Raw genomic sequence first — 18288 nt, 5'->3', positions numbered from 1 at the left:
TTCTCGTCCGCGCGGGTTTCGCCTGCTGACACACGATGAGGGCAGAACCCCAGGTGCAGTGTGCACCACGTTCCACCAATGTTGGTGCGGTTTGTGCCTGCGCCCAGGCGTGGAACGGCAGGGATCGTCCGAATAAACGGTTACCCACCGCAGGGGTAACAGGCGGTGGGCCGCCCGCATCTCAACATCGTCGCGGTCAGGAGGATTTCGATGTCGTTTGTCAACGTGGCCCCACAGTTAGTGTCCACAGCCGCGGCCGATGCGGCGCGGATCGGCTCGGCGATCAACACCGCCAACACCGCGGCGGCGGCGACCACCCAGGTGTTGGCCGCCGCCCACGACGAGGTGTCAACGGCGATCGCGGCGCTGTTCGGCAGCCACGGCCAGCACTATCAAGCGATCAGCGCGCAGGTCGCGGCCTACCAGGAACGGTTCGTGCTGGCCTTAAGCCAAGCTAGCAGCACCTACGCGGTCGCCGAAGCGGCCAGCGCAACACCGCTGCAGAACGTGCTCGATGCGATCAACGCACCCGTTCAGTCGCTGACCGGGCGCCCATTGATCGGCGACGGCGCGAACGGGATCGACGGGACCGGGCAAGCCGGCGGTAACGGCGGGTGGCTGTGGGGCAACGGCGGCAACGGCGGGTCGGGGGCACCCGGGCAGGCCGGCGGGGCCGGCGGTGCGGCCGGGTTGATCGGCAACGGTGGGGCCGGCGGAGCTGGCGGCCAGGGCCTACCCTTTGAGGCCGGCGCGAACGGCGGAGCCGGCGGCGCCGGTGGATGGCTGTTCGGCAACGGCGGGGCCGGTGGTGTCGGCGGGGCCGGCGGAGCCGGCACAACCTTCGGTGTGGCCGGCGGTGACGGTGGCACCGGCGGGGTTGGTGGTCACGGCGGGTTAATCGGTGTGGGTGGACACGGCGGGGACGGCGGGACCGGCGGCACCGGCGGCGCGGTCAGCCTCGCCCGCGCCGGCACCGCCGGCGGTGCCGGCGGCGGCCCGGCCGGCGGTATCGGCGGTGCGGGTGGGGTCGGCGGTGCCGGTGGGGCCGCCGGCGCCGTCACCACCATCACCCACGCCAGCTTCAACGATCCGCACGGGGTGGCGGTCAACCCGGGCGGCAACATCTACGTCACCAACCAGGGCAGCAACACGGTGTCGGTGATCGACCCGGTCACCAACACCGTCACCGGCTCCATCACCGACGGCAACGGTCCAAGCGGGGTGGCGGTCAGCCCCGTCACCGGCCTGGTCTTCGTGACCAACTTCGACAGCAACACGGTGTCGGTGATCGACCCGAACACCAACACCGTCACCGGCTCCATCCCCGTCGGTACCGGTGCGTATGGGGTGGCGGTCAACCCAGGCGGCAACATCTACGTCACCAACCAGTTCAGCAACACGGTGTCGGTGATCGACCCGGCCACCAACACCGTCACCGGCTCCCCCATCCCCGTCGGACTCGACCCGACAGGGGTGGCGGTCAACCCCGTCACCGGCGTGGTCTACGTCACTAACTCTCTCGACGACACGGTGTCGGTGATCACCGGAGAGCCGGCGCGCTCGGTGTGTTCGGCGGCCATATGATCGTCGGCCGCCGGCGCGTCAGCGCTTATCGAAATCGATGAGGCCGAGCCGGGCGGCCTTGAGCAAGCGCCGAGGCACCTTGTGGGCGTGACCGGCGACGGTCACACCGACCAGCTCGGTCTTGGCGGCCTTCCACTGCGAGCGCCGGCTTCGGGTATTCGAGCGCGACTTTCTGCGCTTGGGCACAGCCATGGTGGGCCTTCCTCTTTTGGTATGGGCTTCCGCACGCAGGTGGGCGCGGCGACAATCGCGTCGACAATGACGTGGAGGATACCGGTTGAAGACGGCCCGGCCCAATTCCGGGCCGGGGTTGGGCCCGGGCGTGACCGTCAGTTCACGGTTGTCGCCCCGATGGTGGTGGGGCTGTGGGACAGGAATCGGCGACCAGGGTGGCAATGGCCGAGTTGACGCCGACGAGTTGAGCGGTCGCCTCACCGGTCGTCGACATGGGGCCGGTTCAGTGCGCTGACCGGTGAGCGTGAGCAGCGATTTGTGCTGCTTAACGCAGGAGTTCTCGTCCGCGCGGGTTTCGCCTGCTGACACACGATGAGGGCAGAACCCCAGGTGCAGTGTGCACCACGTTCCACCAATGTTGGTGCGGTTTGCGCCTGCGCCCAGGCGTGGAACGGCAGGGATCGTCCGAATAAACGGTTACCCACCGCGGCGGTAACAGGCGGTGGGCCGCCCGCATCTCAACATCGTGGCGGTCAGGAGGATTTCGATGTCGTTTGTCAACGTGGCCCCACAGTTAGTGTCCACAGCCGCGGCCGATGCAGCGCGGATCGGCTCGGCGATCAACACCGCCAACACCGCGGCGGCGGCGACCACCCAGGTGTTGGCCGCCGCCCAAGACGAGGTGTCAACGGCGATCGCCGCGCTGTTCGGCAGCCACGGCCAGCACTATCAAGCGATCAGCGCGCAGGTCGCGGCCTATCAGCAACGGTTCGTGCTGGCCTTAAGCCAAGCTGGCAGCACCTACGCGGTCGCCGAAGCGGCCAGCGCAACACCGCTGCAGAACGTGCTCGATGCGATCAACGCACCCGTTCAGTCGCTGACCGGGCGCCCATTGATCGGCGACGGCGCGAACGGGATCGACGGGACCGGGCAAGCCGGCGGTAACGGCGGGTGGCTGTGGGGCAACGGCGGCAACGGCGGGTCGGGGGCACCCGGACAGGCCGGCGGCGCCGGCGGGGCGGCCGGGTTGATCGGCAACGGTGGGGCCGGCGGCACCGGCGGCGCGGTCAGCCTCGCCCGCGCCGGCACGGCCGGCGGTGCCGGCCGCGGCCCGGTCGGCGGTATCGGCGGTGCGGGTGGGGTCGGCGGTGCCGGTGGGGCCGCCGGCGCCGTCACCACCATCACCCACGCCAGCTTCAACGATCCGCACGGGGTGGCGGTCAACCCGGGCGGCAACGTCTACGTCACCAATTTCGGCAGCGGCACGGTGTCGGTGATCAACCCCGCCACCAACACCGTCACCGGCTCCCCCATCACCATCGGCAACGGTCCAAGCGGGGTGGCGGTCAGCCCCGTCACCGGCCTGGTCTTCGTGACCAACTTCGACAGCAACACGGTGTCGGTGATCGACCCGACCACCAACACCGTCACCGGCTCCCCCATCACCGTCGGCACCGCTCCGACCGGGGTGGCGGTCAACCCCGTCACCGGCGAGGTTTATGTCACCAACTTCGCCGGCGACACGGTGTCGGTAATCAGCTGACACCAGCCCGCCCGGTGTGTTCGGCCCGCACCCGTCCGGCCGGGCCCTCCACTGCGAGCGCCGGCTTCGGGTGTTCGCGCGCGACTTTCTGCGCGTGGGCACAGCCATGGTGGGCCTTCCTCTTTGGTATGAGCTTCCGCGCGCAGATGAGCGCGGCGACAATCGAGAACGCCCGCTGCAGACGCCCCTTCCCTATCACGAGCCAGGGAGGGGCCGTCAGTTAAAGGTGGTCGTCCCGATGGCGGTGGGGCTGTAGGAGACGTATATCGGTTGCTGCGCGAAGGGGACGTGCCCGGTGTTCATCACGCCGCCGGAGGTGACAAATGGGGTGTTTGTCGCGGTGGTGGTGTAGGAGTACAACAGCGTCTGGCCGTCGCTGGTGTAGACCGAAATGGTCGTTCCCGCCGGCACGAATCCCCCGGACGGCAGGCTGGCGAGGGCTGACGGGATGGTTCCGTTGATGCCGCCGGAGTCGAACATCACCGGAGCTTGTTGCAGCGGCCCGTTGTCGATCTGAACAGCCACGGTGGAAATCGGTGCTCCAGAAATCGTGATACCGCCGGTTAATGTGTTGGGACCGAACTGCAGGATGCCCGCCGATTCGTCGATGAGCACACCGTTGTTGAGCAGGCCGGGCATCGCGGTAACGATGGAGCTGGTGCCCGGGAACCCGTTGTTGGGCCCGATTCCCAAGACGCCCACCGCACCGGATCTCGACAAGAAGTTGCCCAGGGTTCCCGGTGATGACGAGGTGACGACGTTAACGCTGGTCGGCAGGGTGAGAAGGCCATTGCCGAAATCCACCGTCGTTGAGTAGGTGTTGTAGTTGTAGGTCAGCCCGCCGGCGTAACCGGCGGTGCCCGTCCCGATGACGGGGCCGAAGTTCTGCGTCAGGAATTGGCTGTCCATGACCAGACCGGTGGATCCGGTGTCGAGCAGCACGGGCACCATTTGGCCGCCGTTTAAGGAGATGAATACCACCGGCTCGGTGGTATTCACCAGCTGCAGCGGTACGGTCGCGTTGGTCAACGTGGTGCTGCCGATGCCGCCGGTGGCCCCGTTGAGGCCGATGTTGCCGTTGTGGCCGCCGAGCAGGGTGCCGAGCCCGCCGGTGCCGCCGGCACCGTTGGTGCCGAACGTGCCGTTAATTCCGCCGAAGCCGCCGTTGCCACCGTTGCCGCCATTGCCGCCATCGGCACCGTTGCCGCCGAAACCTCCGGCACCGCCGGAGCCCGCGGTGCCACCGGTGCCGGCGCCACCGGCGTTGCCGCCGGCGCCGCCGCTGCCACCTTCACCGCCGTAGGCGCCGCGACCGGAGAATTGGGCGGCGCCGCCGTGGCCGGCGTTGCCGCCGTCGCCGCCGCGGCCCGAGTCCCCCCCGCGACCCCCGTCGGCCCCGACCCCACCCGTGCCGCCGGTGCCGCCGGCTCCCCCAACACCGCCGGCACCACCGTCGCCGCCGTTGTTGGCTTGGGCATTGAAGGTGCCGCTGCCGTCACCGCCGGCGCCGCCGCCACCGCCCGGGCCGCCGTCGCCACCCCGGCCGCCATCGAAGCCGATGTCGCCCTGCCCGCCGTCTCCACCGGCGCCGCCGGCACCGCCTTCGCCGCCGGTCCCGCCGGTTCCGATGGGCAGCCCTTGGGGCGCGGGCTGTTGGAAGTAGCCGTGGCCCGGCGCGCCGCCCGCCCCGGCCGCCCCGCCGTCACCGCCGGTGCCGCCGGCCCCTCCGGCGCTGCCAACACCGACGCCGCCGTTGCCGCCGCCGCCGCCATTGCCGCCATCACTTCCCGCGGTGGCCATGCCACCGGCGCCGCCGCGGCCGCCGTTACCGCCATTGCCGGCGGCCCCGCCGATGCTGCCGTTACCGCCAGTGCCGCCGATGCCGCCCGCGCCGCCGTCGCCGCCGGCGCCTGCGCCGCCGCCGCCAACGCCGCCACTACCGCCGGCGCCGCCCTGGCCGCCGTCGCCGCCGTGCCCACCCGCACCCTGGCTGCCGCCGATCCCACCCGCCGAACCACCGATCCCGCCGGCGCCGCCGGCTCCCCCGTCGCCGCCCTGGCCGCCTTGCTCACCAATGCCGACCGTGATGCCCTCAGCGGCCCAGCCGTTGCCGCCAGCACCGCCCTGGCCACCCATGCCGCCGGTACCGCCATCGCCGTTGATTCCCCCGTGGCCGAACAACGCCGAGCCGTGGCCGCCGACCCCGCCCGCGCCGCCGATGCCGCCGATGCCCCCGATGCCGCCGGTGCCGCCGGCGGGACCGGCAGCCATGCCCGCGCCGCCCGTCCCGCCGGAGCCCCCAAGTCCGCCGGAGCCACCCTGGCCGCCGGCACCACCGTTGCCGAATAGCAGCCCGCCGTTGCCGCCGGCGCCGCCGGCGCCGCCGATGCCGCCGCTTCCGCCGTTGGCGCCGTTGCCCCCGGGCAGGCCCGCGGTGCCAGCGGCACCGGCGATGCCCGGCCCCCCGACACCGCCATGACCGCCGTGGCCGAACAGGCCGGCATCACCGCCCCGGCCGCCCGGCTGTCCGGGAGCCCCGGACCCGCCGTTACCGCCGTTGCCCCACAAGATTCCGCCCGCCCCACCGTTCTGCCCGGTCCCCGGCGCCCCGTGGGTGCCATCGCCGATCAGCGGACGACCCACCAACGTCTGGGTGGGCGCATTGATCACACCCAGCACCTGCTGCTCGGTCTTCAACAGCACGCCATTGCCGACGTCGACGACCGCATACAGCTGCCCCGCATTGGTCAATGTCTGCGCGAACTGCACGTGGAAGGCCGTCACCTGGACGCTCAGCGTTTGATAGTCCCGCGCGTAGCTGGAAAACAGCGCCGCGATCGCCGCCGAAACCTCGTCGGCGGCGGCGGGCGCCAACGCCGTCGTTCGGACCGCTGCCATCGCGTTGGCCTCGCTGATCATGGACGCGATACCGCCCAGATCCGACGCCGCCGACGCGAGCACCGGCGGTGCTGTGACCACGAAGGACATGGCGCTGACCTCCTGGGGCCGGCAAAGCACCCGGCGTCCCGTAGCGAAACGGACTCTACTCCAATGGACGGCGCAGACCGGGCCGCTTCGACTCAGGAAGCGATCTCCGTCGCGAAACAGGGCAGTGCTAACCTACCGGTTGGTTGGTAGCGTCGCCGATCCCAAGGGAGGAATCGCATGGCCCTGACTGTGGTGCCGTGCGTATCGGAAACTGCTCGGGCTTCTACGGCGACCGCCTCTCCGCCATGCGCGAGATGCTGACCGGCGGCGAGCTGGACTATCTCACCGGCGACTACCTGGCCGAGCTGACCATGTTGATTCTCGGTCGCGACCGCATGAAAAACCCCGATCGCGGCTACGCGAAGACCTTCCTGGCCCAGCTCGAGGACTGCCTGGGCCTGGCCCATGACCGCGGGGTGCGCATCGTCACCAACGCCGGTGGCCTGAACCCCGCCGGGCTGGCCAACGCGGTGCGGGCGCTGGCCGCGCGCCTGGGCATTCCGGCGCAGGTCGCCCACGTGGAAGGCGACGACCTGCAACCACGGGCGGCCGAACTGGGGCTGGGGACGCCACTGACGGCCAACGCCTACCTGGGCGCATGGGGCATCGTCGACTGCTTCGAGCGCGGCGCCGACGTCGTGGTCACCGGCCGGGTCACCGACGCCTCGGTGGTCGTCGGGGCGGCGGCCGCGCACTTCGGCTGGGGCCGCACCGACTACCACCGACTGGCCGGCGCCGTGGTGGCCGGGCACGTGATCGAATGCGGAGTCCAGGCCACCGGCGGCAACTACGCGTTCTTCACCGAGATAGGCGACCTCACTCACGCCGGCTTCCCGCTGGCCGAGATCGCTGCCGACGGCTCGTCGGTGATCACCAAGCACCACGGCACCGGCGGCCTGGTCAGCGTCGACACCATCACCGCGCAGCTGCTCTACGAGATCACGGGCGCTCGGTATGCCAACCCGGATGTGACGGCCCGGATGGACAGCGTCGAACTGTCGCCCGACGGGCCGGATCGAGTGCGCATTAGCGGCGTGATCGGCGAACCGCCGCCGCCGACCTACAAGGTGTCGCTGAACAGCATCGGCGGCTTCCGCAACGCCATGACATTCGTGCTGACCGGCCTGGACATCGATGCCAAGGCCGACTTGGTGCGACGCCAGCTCGAGGCCGCGCTGACCGTCAAACCCGCTGAGCTGCAATGGACGCTGGCCCGCACCGACCACCCCGACGCCGACACCGAAGAAACCGCCAGCGCGCTGCTCACCTGCGTCGCCCGCGATCCCGACCCTGCCAATGTGGGTCGGCAATTCTCCTCGGCCGCGGTCGAATTGGCGCTGGCCAGCTACCCGGGGTTCACCGCCACCGCCCCGCCCGGTGACGGCCAGGTGTATGGCGTGTTCACCCCCGGCTACGTCGACGCCGGCAAGGTGGCGCACATCGCCGTGCACGCCGACGGCACCCGCACCGAGATTCCCTGCGCCACTGAGACGTTGGAGCTGGCGCCGGCACATCCCCCGGCGCTGCCCGACCCGCTGCCGGCTGGCCCGACCCGGCGCGTACCGCTGGGCCTGATCGCTGGCGCCCGCAGCGGCGACAAGGGCGGATCGGCCAACGTCGGCGTGTGGGTACGCACCGACGAGCAGTGGCGCTGGCTGGCGCACACGCTGACCGTCGAGCTACTCAAGGAGCTGCTGCCAGAAACGGCAGGCCTGGTCGTCACCCGTCACGTGCTGCCGAATCTGCGGGCACTGAACTTCGTCATCGAGGCAATCCTCGGCCAGGGCGTCGCCTACCAGGCCCGCTTCGACCCGCAGGCCAAGGGACTGGGTGAGTGGCTGCGCAGCCGCCACGTCGAGATCCCGGAGACCCTGTTGTGAACATCTGGACCACACCGGAGCGCCAACAGCTGCGAAAAACGGTGCGCGCCTTTGCCGAGCGCGAGATCCTGCCGCACGTCGACGAGTGGGAAAGGATCGGCGAGTTGCCCCGCGGCCTGCACCGGCTCGCCGGGGCCGCCGGGCTGCTGGGCGCCGGCTTTCCCGAGGCGGTCGGTGGTGGCGGCGGTGACGGCGCCGACCCCGTCATCATCTGCGAGGAGATGCACCAGGCCGGCGCCCCGGGCGGGGTGTATGCGTCCCTGTTCACCTGCGGTATCGCCGTACCGCACATGGTCGCATCCGGCGACGAACGGCTGATCGCCACGTACGTGCGGCCCACCTTGGCCGGGGAGAAGATCGGCGCGCTGGCCATCACCGAACCCGGCGGCGGCTCCGACGTCGGGCATCTACGGACCAGCGCGGTACGGGACGGCGACCATTACGTGATCAACGGCGCCAAGACCTACATCACCTCCGGCGTGCGGGCCGACTACGTGGTCACCGCGGTGCGAACCGGTGGACCCGGTGCCGCCGGGGTTTCGCTGCTGGTGGTGGAAAAGGACACCCCCGGCTTTGAGGTGACCCGCAAGCTGGACAAGATGGGCTGGCGTTCCTCGGATACCGCCGAGCTGTGCTACACCGACGTGGCCGTGCCGGCGACTAACCTCGTGGGCGCCGAGAACAGCGGCTTCACCCAGATCGCCCGGGCATTTGTTTCCGAGCGCATCGGCCTTGCCGCCCAGGCGTATTCGAGCGCCCAGCGGTGCCTGGACCTCACCGCGCAGTGGTGCCGGGACCGCGAGACGTTCGGTCGGCCGCTGATTTCACGCCAGTCGGTGCAGAACACGCTGGCCGAGATGGCCCGCCGCATCGACGTCGCCCGGGTCTATGCGCACCATGTGGTGGAACGCCAGCTCGCCGGCGAGACCGACCTGATCGCGCAGGTGTGTTTCGCCAAGAACACCGCCGTGCAGGCCGGGGAGTGGGTTGCCAACCAGGCCGTACAGCTGTTCGGCGGCATGGGTTACATGGCCGAATCCGAAGTCGAACGCCAATACCGGGACATGCGAATCCTCGGTATCGGAGGCGGCACCACCGAAATACTGACCGCTTTGGCCGCCAAAACCCTGGGGTATCAATCGTGACCGTGCTGCAATCCACACTGGACCCGAACGCTTCCGCCTACGACGAGGCGGCCGCGACGATGAGCGGCAAGCTCGACGAGATCAACGCCGAACTGGCCAAGGCGCTCGCCGGCGGTGGCCCCAAATACGTCGACCGGCACCACGCCCGCGGCAACCTGACACCACGGGAACGCATCGAGCTGCTCGTCGACCCGGACTCCCCGTTCCTGGAGCTGAGCCCGCTGGCCGCCTACGGCAGCAACTTCCAGATCGGCGCCAGCCTGGTCACCGGCATCGGCGCGGTCTGCGGCGTGGAATGCATGATCGTCGCCAACGACCCGACGGTCAAGGGCGGCACCAGCAATCCGTGGACGCTTCGAAAGATACTGCGGGCCAACCAGATCGCCTTCGAAAACCGGCTTCCCGTCATTTCGCTGGTGGAATCCGGCGGGGCCGATCTGCCCACCCAGAAAGAGATTTTCATCCCCGGCGGACAGATGTTCCGCGACCTGACCCGGCTGTCGGCGGCCGGGATCCCGACCATTGCGCTGGTTTTCGGCAACTCCACCGCGGGCGGTGCCTACGTCCCCGGCATGTCCGATCACGTGGTGATGATCAAGGAACGCTCCAAGGTGTTTTTGGCCGGCCCGCCGCTAGTGAAGATGGCCACCGGCGAAGAGTCCGACGACGAGTCGCTGGGCGGCGCCGAAATGCACGCCCGCATATCGGGTTTGGCCGACTATTTTGCGCTCGACGAGCTCGACGCGATCCGCATCGGACGCCGCATCGTGGCGCGACTGAACTGGATCAAACAGGGACCCGCACCCGCTCCGGTGACCGAGCCGCTGTTCGACGCCGAGGAGCTAATCGGCATCGTGCCCCCGGATCTGCGCATCCCATTCGACCCGCGCGAGGTGATCGCCCGCATCGTCGATGGCTCCGAGTTCGACGAATTCAAGCCGCTGTACGGGTCGTCTCTGGTGACCGGCTGGGCTCGGTTGCACGGCTATCCGCTGGGCATCCTGGCCAACGCCCGCGGCGTGCTGTTCAGCGAGGAATCACAGAAGGCCACCCAGTTCATCCAGCTGGCCAACCGGGCCGACACGCCGCTGTTGTTCTTACACAACACCACCGGCTACATGGTGGGCAAGGACTACGAGGAAGGCGGGATGATCAAGCATGGCTCGATGATGATCAACGCCGTGTCCAACTCGACCGTCCCGCACATCTCGCTGCTGATCGGCGCGTCCTACGGCGCCGGGCACTACGGCATGTGCGGGCGCGCCTACGACCCGCGCTTCCTATTCGCCTGGCCCAGCGCCAAGTCCGCGGTGATGGGCGGCGCCCAGCTGTCGGGCGTGCTGTCCATCGTGGCCCGGGCGGCAGCCGAAGCCCGCGGGCAGCAAGTCGACGAAGCCGCCGACGCGGCGATGCGGGCCGCCGTCGAGGGCCAGATCGAAGCCGAGTCGCTACCGTTGGTGCTGTCCGGGATGCTTTACGACGACGGGGTGATCGACCCGCGCGACACCCGCACCGTGCTGGGAATGTGTTTGTCCGCCATCGCCAATGGCCCGATCAAGGGGACGTCGAACTTCGGCGTCTTCCGGATGTGATGCTGATGGGAATCACTCGAGTATTGGTTGCTAACCGCGGCGAGATCGCCCGGCGGGTGTTCGCCACCTGCCGCCGGCTGGGGCTCGGCACCGTCGCCGTCTACACAGACCCGGATGCCGCGGCACCGCATGTCGCCGAGGCCGACGCCCGGGTCCGGCTGCCGCAGACCACCGACTATCTGAACGCCGAGGCGATCATCGCGGCCGCGCAGGCAGCCGGAGCCGACGCGGTGCATCCCGGCTACGGATTCCTCTCGGAGAACGCCGAATTCGCGGCCGCCGTGCAGGAGGCCGGCCTAACCTGGGTCGGGCCACCGGTGGACGCGGTGCGCGCGATGGGCTCCAAAATCGAGTCCAAGAAGCTGATGGCCGCCGCCGGGGTGCCGGTGCTCGAGGAACTCGACCCCGACGCCGTCACCACCGCGCAGCTGCCGGTGCTGGTGAAGGCGTCGGCGGGCGGTGGCGGTCGCGGCATGCGAGTGGTTCACGAATTATCGGCCCTGCCGGCCGAAGTCGAAGCCGCGCGACGTGAAGCCCAATCCGCGTTCGGCGACCCGACCGTATTCTGCGAGCGCTACCTGCCCACCGGGCACCACGTCGAAGTGCAAGTCATGGCCGACACCCATGGCACCGTGTGGGCGGTCGGGGAACGGGAATGCTCGATTCAGCGCCGCCACCAGAAGATCATCGAAGAGGCACCGTCGCCGCTGGTGGAACGCGTACCGGGGATGCGGGCCAAGCTGTTCGACGCGGCCCGGCTGGCGGCCAGCGCGATCGGCTACACCGGGGCAGGCACGGTGGAGTTCCTCGCCGATGACTCACCTGGCCGGGAAGGTGAGTTCTACTTCCTGGAGATGAACACCCGGCTACAGGTCGAGCACCCGGTCACCGAAGAGACCACCGGGCTGGATCTGGTCGAACTGCAGCTCATGATTGCCGACTGCGGGCGACTCGACACCGAACCTCCCCCCGCCCAGGGATATTCGATCGAGGCCCGCCTCTACGCCGAGGATCCCGCGCATGGCTGGCAGCCACAGGCAGGCGTGATGCACACGATTGAGGTTCCGGGGGTTCGGGCGCAGTTCGACTCGTTGGGACAGCGGACCGGCATCCGGCTGGATTCCGGGATCGTCGACGGTTCCACAGTGTCGATCCACTACGACCCAATGCTGGCCAAGGTCGTCTCCTACGGTGCCACCCGCCGGCAGGCCGCGCTTGTGTTGGCCGATGCGCTGGTACGCGCCCGGCTGCACGGTCTGCGCACCAACCGTGAGCTCTTGGTCAACGTGCTGCGTCATCCGGCGTTCCTCGACGGCGCCACCGACACCGGGTTTTTCGACACGCACGGCATGGCCGAGTTGTCGACACCGCTGGCCGACACCGCGACCCTCCGGTTGTCGGCGATCGCCGCCGCGCTGGCCGACGCCGAGCACAATCGGGCGAGCGCGGGCGTGTTCAGCTCGATTCCCAGCGGCTGGCGCAACCTGGCCTCGGGCTATCAGGTCAAGACCTATCGTGACGACGCGGACACCGAACACCGCGTCGAATACCGGTTCACCAGAACGGGTCTGGCGCTTCCCGGCGATCCGGTGGTACAGCTGGTCTCGGCTGACGTGGACCAGGTGGTGCTCGCCCAGGACGGGGTCGCACACGGCTTCACGGTTGCCCGCCACGGCCCCGACGTCTACGTCGACTCGGCGCGCGGACCCGTTCACCTGGTGGCACTGTCACGCTTCCCCGAGCCGAGCTCGGCCGTCGAGCAAGGCTCGCTGGTGGCCCCCATGCCCGGCAACGTCATCCGGATCGGCGCCGAGGTTGGCGACACGGTCACGGCCGGTCAGCCGTTGATCTGGCTGGAGGCCATGAAGATGGAACACACCATCGCCGCGCCTGCCGACGGCGTGCTCACCCACGTCAGCGTCAACACGGGTCAACAGGTCGAAGTAGGCGCCATTCTCGCACGAGTAGAAGCACCTCAAAATGGCCCAGCAGAAGGAGATTCACCGTGACAGACACCAGCTTTATCGAAAGCGAGGAACGTCAGGCGCTGCGCAAGGCGGTGGCCTCTTGGGTGGCCAACTATGGCCACGAGTACTACCTGGACAAGGCGCGCAAACACGAACACACCAGCGAGTTATGGGCCGAGGCAGGCAAACTCGGTTTTTTGGGGGTGAATCTGCCCGAAGAGTACGGCGGCGGCGGCGCAGGCATGTACGAACTGTCGCTGGTGATGGAGGAGATGGCCGCCGCCGGCTCGGCGCTGCTGCTGATGGTGGTGTCACCGGCCATCAACGGAACCATCATCGCCAAGTTCGGCACCGACGATCAGAAGAAGCGCTGGTTGCCGGGCATCGCCGACGGCTCGTTGACCATGGCGTTCGCCATCACCGAGCCCGACGCCGGCTCCAACTCACACAAGATCACCACCACCGCGCGTCGCGACGGCAGCGACTGGATCATCAAGGGCCAGAAAGTCTTTATTTCTGGCATCGACCAGGCGCAGGCGGTGCTGGTCGTGGGCCGCAGCGAGGAAGCCAAAACCGGCAAGCTACGCCCCGCGTTGTTCGTGGTGCCCACCGACGCTCCCGGGTTCAGCTACACCCCGATCGAGATGGAGCTGGTCAGCCCCGAACGCCAGTTCCAGGTTTTCCTCGACGACGTCCGGCTACCCGCCGATGCGCTGGTTGGAGCCGAAGACGCGGCGATCGCACAGCTTTTCGCGGGCCTGAACCCCGAGCGCATCATGGGTGCGGCTAGCGCGGTGGGCATGGGCCGGTTCGCACTCGGCAGGGCCGTCGACTACGTCAAAACCCGCAAGGTGTGGTCCACCCCGATCGGCGCGCACCAGGGCCTGGCACATCCGTTGGCGCAGTGCCACATTGAGGTCGAACTCGCCAAGCTGATGACCCAGAAAGCCGCCACACTCTACGACCATGGTGACGACTTCGGTGCGGCCGAGGCGGCCAACATGGCCAAATACGCTGCGGCCGAGGCATCCAGCCGCGCGGTCGATCAGGCCGTACAGTCGATGGGCGGCAACGGCCTCACCAAGGAATATGGCGTGGCAGCGATGATGACCTCGGCCCGCTTGGCGCGGATCGCCCCGATCAGCCGCGAGATGGTGCTGAACTTCGTTGCGCAGACATCGCTGGGTCTGCCCCGGTCCTACTGATGGACAGCCCCGTCGACTACGCTGGCCCGGCCGCCTGCGGCGGCCCCTTCGCCAGGCTGACACTGAACTCTCCGCACAACCGCAACGCGCTGTCGAGCACGCTGGTCAGCCAACTACATCAAGGGCTGAGTGCGGCCGAAGCAGATCCGGCGGTGCGGCTGGTCGTGCTGGGGCATACCGGCGGAACGTTCTGCGCCGGCGCGGACCTCAGCGAGGCCGGCGGTGGTGGTGGTGATCCGTACCGGATGGCGGTGGCGCGGGCGCGGGAAATGACGGCGCTGTTGCGCGCCATCGTCGAGTCGCCGCTGCCGGTGGTCGGCGCCATCAACGGGCATGTGCGGGCCGGCGGGTTCGGCCTGGTCGGTGCGTGCGACATGGTGGTCGCCGGACCGGAAAGCACGTTCGCGCTGACCGAGGCACGGATCGGGGTGGCACCGGCGATCATCTCGCTGACGCTGCTGCCCAAGCTTTCGCCGCGCGCCGCGGCCCGCTATTACCTGACCGGCGAGAAGTTCGGCGCCCGCGAAGCCGCCGACATCGGACTGATCACCATGGCGGCCGACGACGTGGACGCCGCGGTGGCCGCGCTGGTCGCCGACGTGGGCCGCGGCTCGCCACAAGGCCTGGCCGCGTCGAAGGCGCTGACCACGGCCGCCGTGCTCGAAGGGTTCGACCGCGACGCCGAACGCCTGACCGAGGAGTCGGCCAGGCTGTTCGTCTCCGACGAAGCGCGCGAAGGGATGCTGGCCTTCCTGCAGAAACGTCCGCCCCGCTGGGTCCAGCCGGCGACGATGCGGGCCGCTGACTAGGCCCGCCGGGCCCCCGCCTACGACGCAGGAGGTTGGGAACAGCCTATTCCGAATTACCTTGCGGTTCGGACACACAGGCGGCGAACTGCCTCAAACCGGAAACAGCATGGCGAAGAACAACATCGCCATACCGGCCGCCATCATCGCTTGGCCTATGCTGCCCGGCAACCTGGACTGGGTCGCCTCCTGCCGCCGCTCCATGACAAACCTGCATGCCCAGAAAACCGCCGCAACCGCGAAGCCGACCGTACCGATCCAGTTCACCGCGCTGAACCAGATGGGTGACCCGCTATTCGGCGGCATGTTCATCGCAGTCATGTCCATAGCCGGCATTGACCCATCCGGCTCGGTGGCGTATTCGGTGCACGAGCGGACAGGGAGCAAACGAGGATTCATGGCGGCATACATCCAGGCTGTGGCCAGCATCATCAAGCCGTGATATCCGTACAGTCCACGCGTAGCGGTCCCGCGGACCGCAACGACGGCCGTCGCCCCAAACCACACGGCCGCCAGCAAGAAAAATACCGCAGGTCCCGTCGTCGGAACCCGCGCGCCCCACGGCCAGGCCATCACCGCCATCGCAACGGCCATTGCGAAATGCAACCCGTGGTTGACGATCAACGTCCACGGTCGGCGTTTGGCGATGATTGCCAGACCACATTCGGCGGCGGTCAGCACGAACAGGCCGGTAACCACCCAACGAAGCATCAGGTCATGGATCATGCGGTTCGGCCGTCGCGGCCGAAGCGGCGTAACCGCAGTGAGTTGGTCACCACGCTGACCGAGGAGAACCCCATCGCCGCGCCCGCCACGACCGGGTTCAGCGCGCCCAGCGCGGCCAGTGGGATCGCGGCGGTGTTGTAGCCGAAGGCCCAGCCGAGATTCTGGTAGATGGTGCGCAGGGTCTGCCTGGAGAGTTCGATCGCGCGCACGACACCATCGAGCCGGCCGGACATTAGCGTGATGTCGGAGGCCTCGATGGCCACGTCGGTACCGGTGCCGATCGCAATGCCCAGATCGGCTTGTACCAAGGCGGGCGCGTCGTTGACGCCGTCACCCACCATCGCGACCACCCGGCCCTGGTCCTGCAGCCGCCGAACCTCAGCTACCTTGTCCTGCGGCAACACCTCGGCCAGCACCTTCTCGATGCCGACCTGCTTGGCGATCGCGGCAGCCGTGCGGGCGTTGTCGCCGGTGATCATGGCTACCTGTAGCCCCATGGCGTGCAGCCGACCGACCACGTCCGCGGCGTCGTCTTTGACCGTGTCCGCTACCGCGAGCACACCCACAACCTGGCCGTCTTGGCCGACGAACACCGCGGTGCGGCCGCGCTCTTCCTGCTCCACGGCCGCCGCAGCGAGGTGGTCGGGCAGAACCAAATGTTGTTCGTCGACGAGCTTGCGCCGTCCGACCACCACCGGCCCGCCGTTGACCTGCGCCCGCACCCCGTGCCCGGCGACGGCGGTGAACGCATTGGCGGCCGGTATCGCCAACCCGCGCTCGTGTGCAGCGGCAACGATCGCCGCACCGATGGGGTGTTCGGAGCCCGATTCGACCGCGGCGGCGAGCCGCAGCACCTGATCAGGCTGGCGCCGCTGGCCGGCAATCACATCGGTCACCCGCATCCGGGCGCGGGTGAGGGTGCCGGTCTTGTCGAACACCACGGTGTCGATCTTCTTCGACGCTTCCAGCACCTCGCCTCCCTTGACCAGGATCCCCAGTTCGGCGCCCCGGCCGGTGCCGACCATGATGGCCGTGGGGGTAGCCAGGCCCAACGCACACGGGCACGCGATGATCAGCACCGCGACCGCGGCGGTCATACCAGCCACCGGGTTGGCGGCGATCAGGGTCCATCCCGCAAAGGTCGCGACGGCAACGCCGATGACGGCCGGGACAAACACCGCCGAAACCCGGTCGGCCAGCCGCTGCACCGGCGCCTTGTCGCCCTGTGCCTGCTCGACCAGTCGCACAATCTGCGCCAGCGCGGTGTCTGCCCCGACGGCGGTGGCGCGCACGGTCAACAGCCCGTCGAGGTTGACCGTTGCGCCGGCAACGCGGTCACCCGCCGTCTTCTCGACCGGGACGGATTCGCCGGTGAGCATCGACTCGTCGACGGCGGCGCGCCCATCGGTGACCTCACCGTCGACCGGGATCTTCTCTCCGGGCCGCACCCGCACCAGGTCTCCGACTTGGACCTGATCGACCGGCACCAGGAGCTCTTGGCCGTCGACAAGCAGCGTGGCTTCCTTGGCGCCCAGCTCCAGCAGCTTGCTGATCGCCTCGGACGCTTTTCCGGTTGCTCTGGCCTCGAGATGGCGGCCCAACACCACGAACGCGATGATCAGCGCCGAGGTGTCGAAGAACAGAGGTCCACCGGCAAACAACTGATACGTGGAGTAGACAAACGCGGTCAGCGTACCCAGCGCGATCAGCGTGTCCATGTTCGAGGTCAACGCCCGCGCCTGTTGCACCGCCCCCCGCAGAATCGGCCACCCGGCCACGAATTGCACCGGCAGCGTCGCGGCGAAGGCCAGCCACCCCGCCCACGGGTAAGCACCGAAGAACATTGACGAACCCAGCGCCAGTAGCCCCAACGGCAAGGCCAACCACACCCGCGGCAACCACGTCCGCCGCTCGCGCCGGTTCTGCTCGCCCGGCCACGAGGCGCTCCCGCGGACCGGCCCGCGCGGGCGGCCGCCGCAACGCGACGCCTTCAGGGGCTTGTCGACGCCCGGCGGGCGACTTAGCATGCGGCGGATCCCGCCGGTGATTTTCCGCACCACGCCCACGCCGCGCACACCCGCTGAGTGCGGGGCACGGGCGGGCACCAATTCTGCCGGGACGTGCTGCGCTTTGGTGATCGCCGACAGCACGGCGGCGGTGTCACCGAGCTCTGGCGAGTACCAGATCACCACCGACGCTGTTCGCGGATAGGCGTGCACGGCGTGCACCCCGGTCACTTGGGAGACCGTCTCCTCAATCGCGACGGCCCGAACCGCATCGACATTGAACCCGGTGACGCACACGCGCATCCGCCCCGACGCGTTGGAGACCACCTTCAGCGAGACGTCGGTGTCAGAAAGAACGTCAGTGGTCATGACCGTCGTCCGAACCCGCCACCGCCAGTGGTGGAACTTCTTCCCCGGCGCGCTCGCTGGCTTCGGCTAGCACGTCGGCGAACATCAGTCGAGCTTGCTCGGCGCTCTCCCCGGCCTTGCGCTCGGCTTCACGTGCTAAGCGTATGCCCCAGGCGGCAACGGACACGGTTGCCGCCCGCAGCGGAGCCTTCACCACCATCTTGCGCAGCGCCTCATACGCCGCGACCCCCACCGCGCCGGTGACCACGGTGGGTACCGCCTTCGCTAGGAATCCATGCCACACCATCGCGGATGCTCCTTTCG

14 protein-coding genes are annotated in these 18288 nt (G+C 68.8%); 9 read left to right on the top strand and 5 right to left on the bottom strand.

The annotated features are described in order from the left end of the window. Positions 1-210 precede the first annotated feature (210 nt). A complete protein-coding gene (gene PE_PGRS18, locus Rv0980c; protein ID YP_177775.1) occupies positions 211-1584 on the top strand; it encodes a PE-PGRS family protein PE_PGRS18 in 1374 nt (457 codons plus the stop codon). Positions 1585-1602: 18 nt separating this feature from the next. Here PE_PGRS18 and rpmF read toward each other — a convergent pair whose 3' ends face one another. Next, positions 1603-1776 (bottom strand): 50S ribosomal protein L32, encoded by a 174-nt coding sequence (rpmF, locus tag Rv0979A; RefSeq protein YP_177635.1) that lies wholly within the window; start codon positions 1774-1776, stop codon positions 1603-1605. Positions 1777-1797: 21 nt separating this feature from the next. Here rpmF and Rv0979c point away from each other — a divergent pair, with 21 nt between their 5' ends. Beyond that, positions 1798-1992, top strand: a complete 195-nt coding sequence (locus Rv0979c) for a hypothetical protein (RefSeq protein NP_215494.2) — start codon at positions 1798-1800, stop codon at positions 1990-1992. Between the two features lie 313 nt (positions 1993-2305). Then, positions 2306-3301, top strand: a complete 996-nt coding sequence (gene PE_PGRS17 / locus Rv0978c; RefSeq protein YP_177774.1) for a PE-PGRS family protein PE_PGRS17 — start codon at positions 2306-2308, stop codon at positions 3299-3301. 216 nt (positions 3302-3517) lie between these two features. Here PE_PGRS17 and PE_PGRS16 read toward each other — a convergent pair whose 3' ends face one another. Next, positions 3518-6289: a PE-PGRS family protein PE_PGRS16 gene (gene PE_PGRS16, locus Rv0977; protein ID YP_177773.1), complete on the bottom strand. Its 2772-nt coding sequence runs from the start codon at positions 6287-6289 to the stop codon at positions 3518-3520. Between the two features lie 197 nt (positions 6290-6486). Here PE_PGRS16 and Rv0976c point away from each other — a divergent pair, with 197 nt between their 5' ends. The 6 genes from Rv0976c to echA7 are packed head-to-tail and all read left to right on the top strand — an operon-like array spanning position 6487 to position 14887. Beyond that, positions 6487-8169, top strand: a complete 1683-nt coding sequence (locus Rv0976c; RefSeq protein NP_215491.1) for a hypothetical protein — start codon at positions 6487-6489, stop codon at positions 8167-8169. Continuing rightward, on the top strand, positions 8166-9314 hold the full coding sequence (gene fadE13 / locus Rv0975c) for an acyl-CoA dehydrogenase FadE13 (protein ID NP_215490.1): 1149 nt from the start codon (positions 8166-8168) through the stop codon (positions 9312-9314). The genes Rv0976c and fadE13 overlap by 4 nt, the downstream gene beginning before the upstream one ends. A gap of 2 nt (positions 9315-9316) precedes the next feature. Next, complete coding sequence (accD2, locus tag Rv0974c; protein ID NP_215489.1) at positions 9317-10906, top strand: acetyl-/propionyl-CoA carboxylase subunit beta; 1590 nt, start codon at positions 9317-9319, stop codon at positions 10904-10906. Positions 10907-10911: 5 nt separating this feature from the next. Beyond that, complete coding sequence (accA2, locus tag Rv0973c) at positions 10912-12915, top strand: acetyl/propionyl-CoA carboxylase subuit alpha (protein ID NP_215488.1); 2004 nt, start codon at positions 10912-10914, stop codon at positions 12913-12915. Then, positions 12912-14078, top strand: a complete 1167-nt coding sequence (gene fadE12, locus Rv0972c; RefSeq protein ID NP_215487.1) for an acyl-CoA dehydrogenase fadE12 — start codon at positions 12912-12914, stop codon at positions 14076-14078. Before accA2 ends, fadE12 begins: the two co-directional genes overlap by 4 nt. Further along, positions 14078-14887: an enoyl-CoA hydratase EchA7 gene (gene echA7 / locus Rv0971c; protein NP_215486.1), complete on the top strand. Its 810-nt coding sequence runs from the start codon at positions 14078-14080 to the stop codon at positions 14885-14887. Before fadE12 ends, echA7 begins: the two co-directional genes overlap by 1 nt. 90 nt (positions 14888-14977) lie before the next feature. Here the strand turns inward: echA7 and Rv0970 are convergent, their stop codons facing one another. From Rv0970 to Rv0968, 3 genes are read right to left on the bottom strand one after another with little or no spacing between them, the layout of a single operon-like run. Then, a complete protein-coding gene (locus tag Rv0970) occupies positions 14978-15610 on the bottom strand; it encodes an integral membrane protein (protein ID NP_215485.1) in 633 nt (210 codons plus the stop codon). Beyond that, on the bottom strand, positions 15607-17919 hold the full coding sequence (ctpV, locus tag Rv0969) for a copper-exporting ATPase (RefSeq protein NP_215484.3): 2313 nt from the start codon (positions 17917-17919) through the stop codon (positions 15607-15609). Before ctpV ends, Rv0970 begins: the two co-directional genes overlap by 4 nt. 55 nt (positions 17920-17974) lie before the next feature. Beyond that, positions 17975-18271 (bottom strand): hypothetical protein, encoded by a 297-nt coding sequence (locus tag Rv0968; RefSeq protein NP_215483.1) that lies wholly within the window; start codon positions 18269-18271, stop codon positions 17975-17977. Positions 18272-18288 lie beyond the last annotated feature (17 nt).

It is taken from the genome of Mycobacterium tuberculosis H37Rv (assembly GCF_000195955.2).
Classification (GTDB): domain Bacteria; phylum Actinomycetota; class Actinomycetes; order Mycobacteriales; family Mycobacteriaceae; genus Mycobacterium; species Mycobacterium tuberculosis.
Note: the sequence above shows the minus strand (reverse complement) of the source record. Positions and strands in the feature narration are given on the sequence as shown.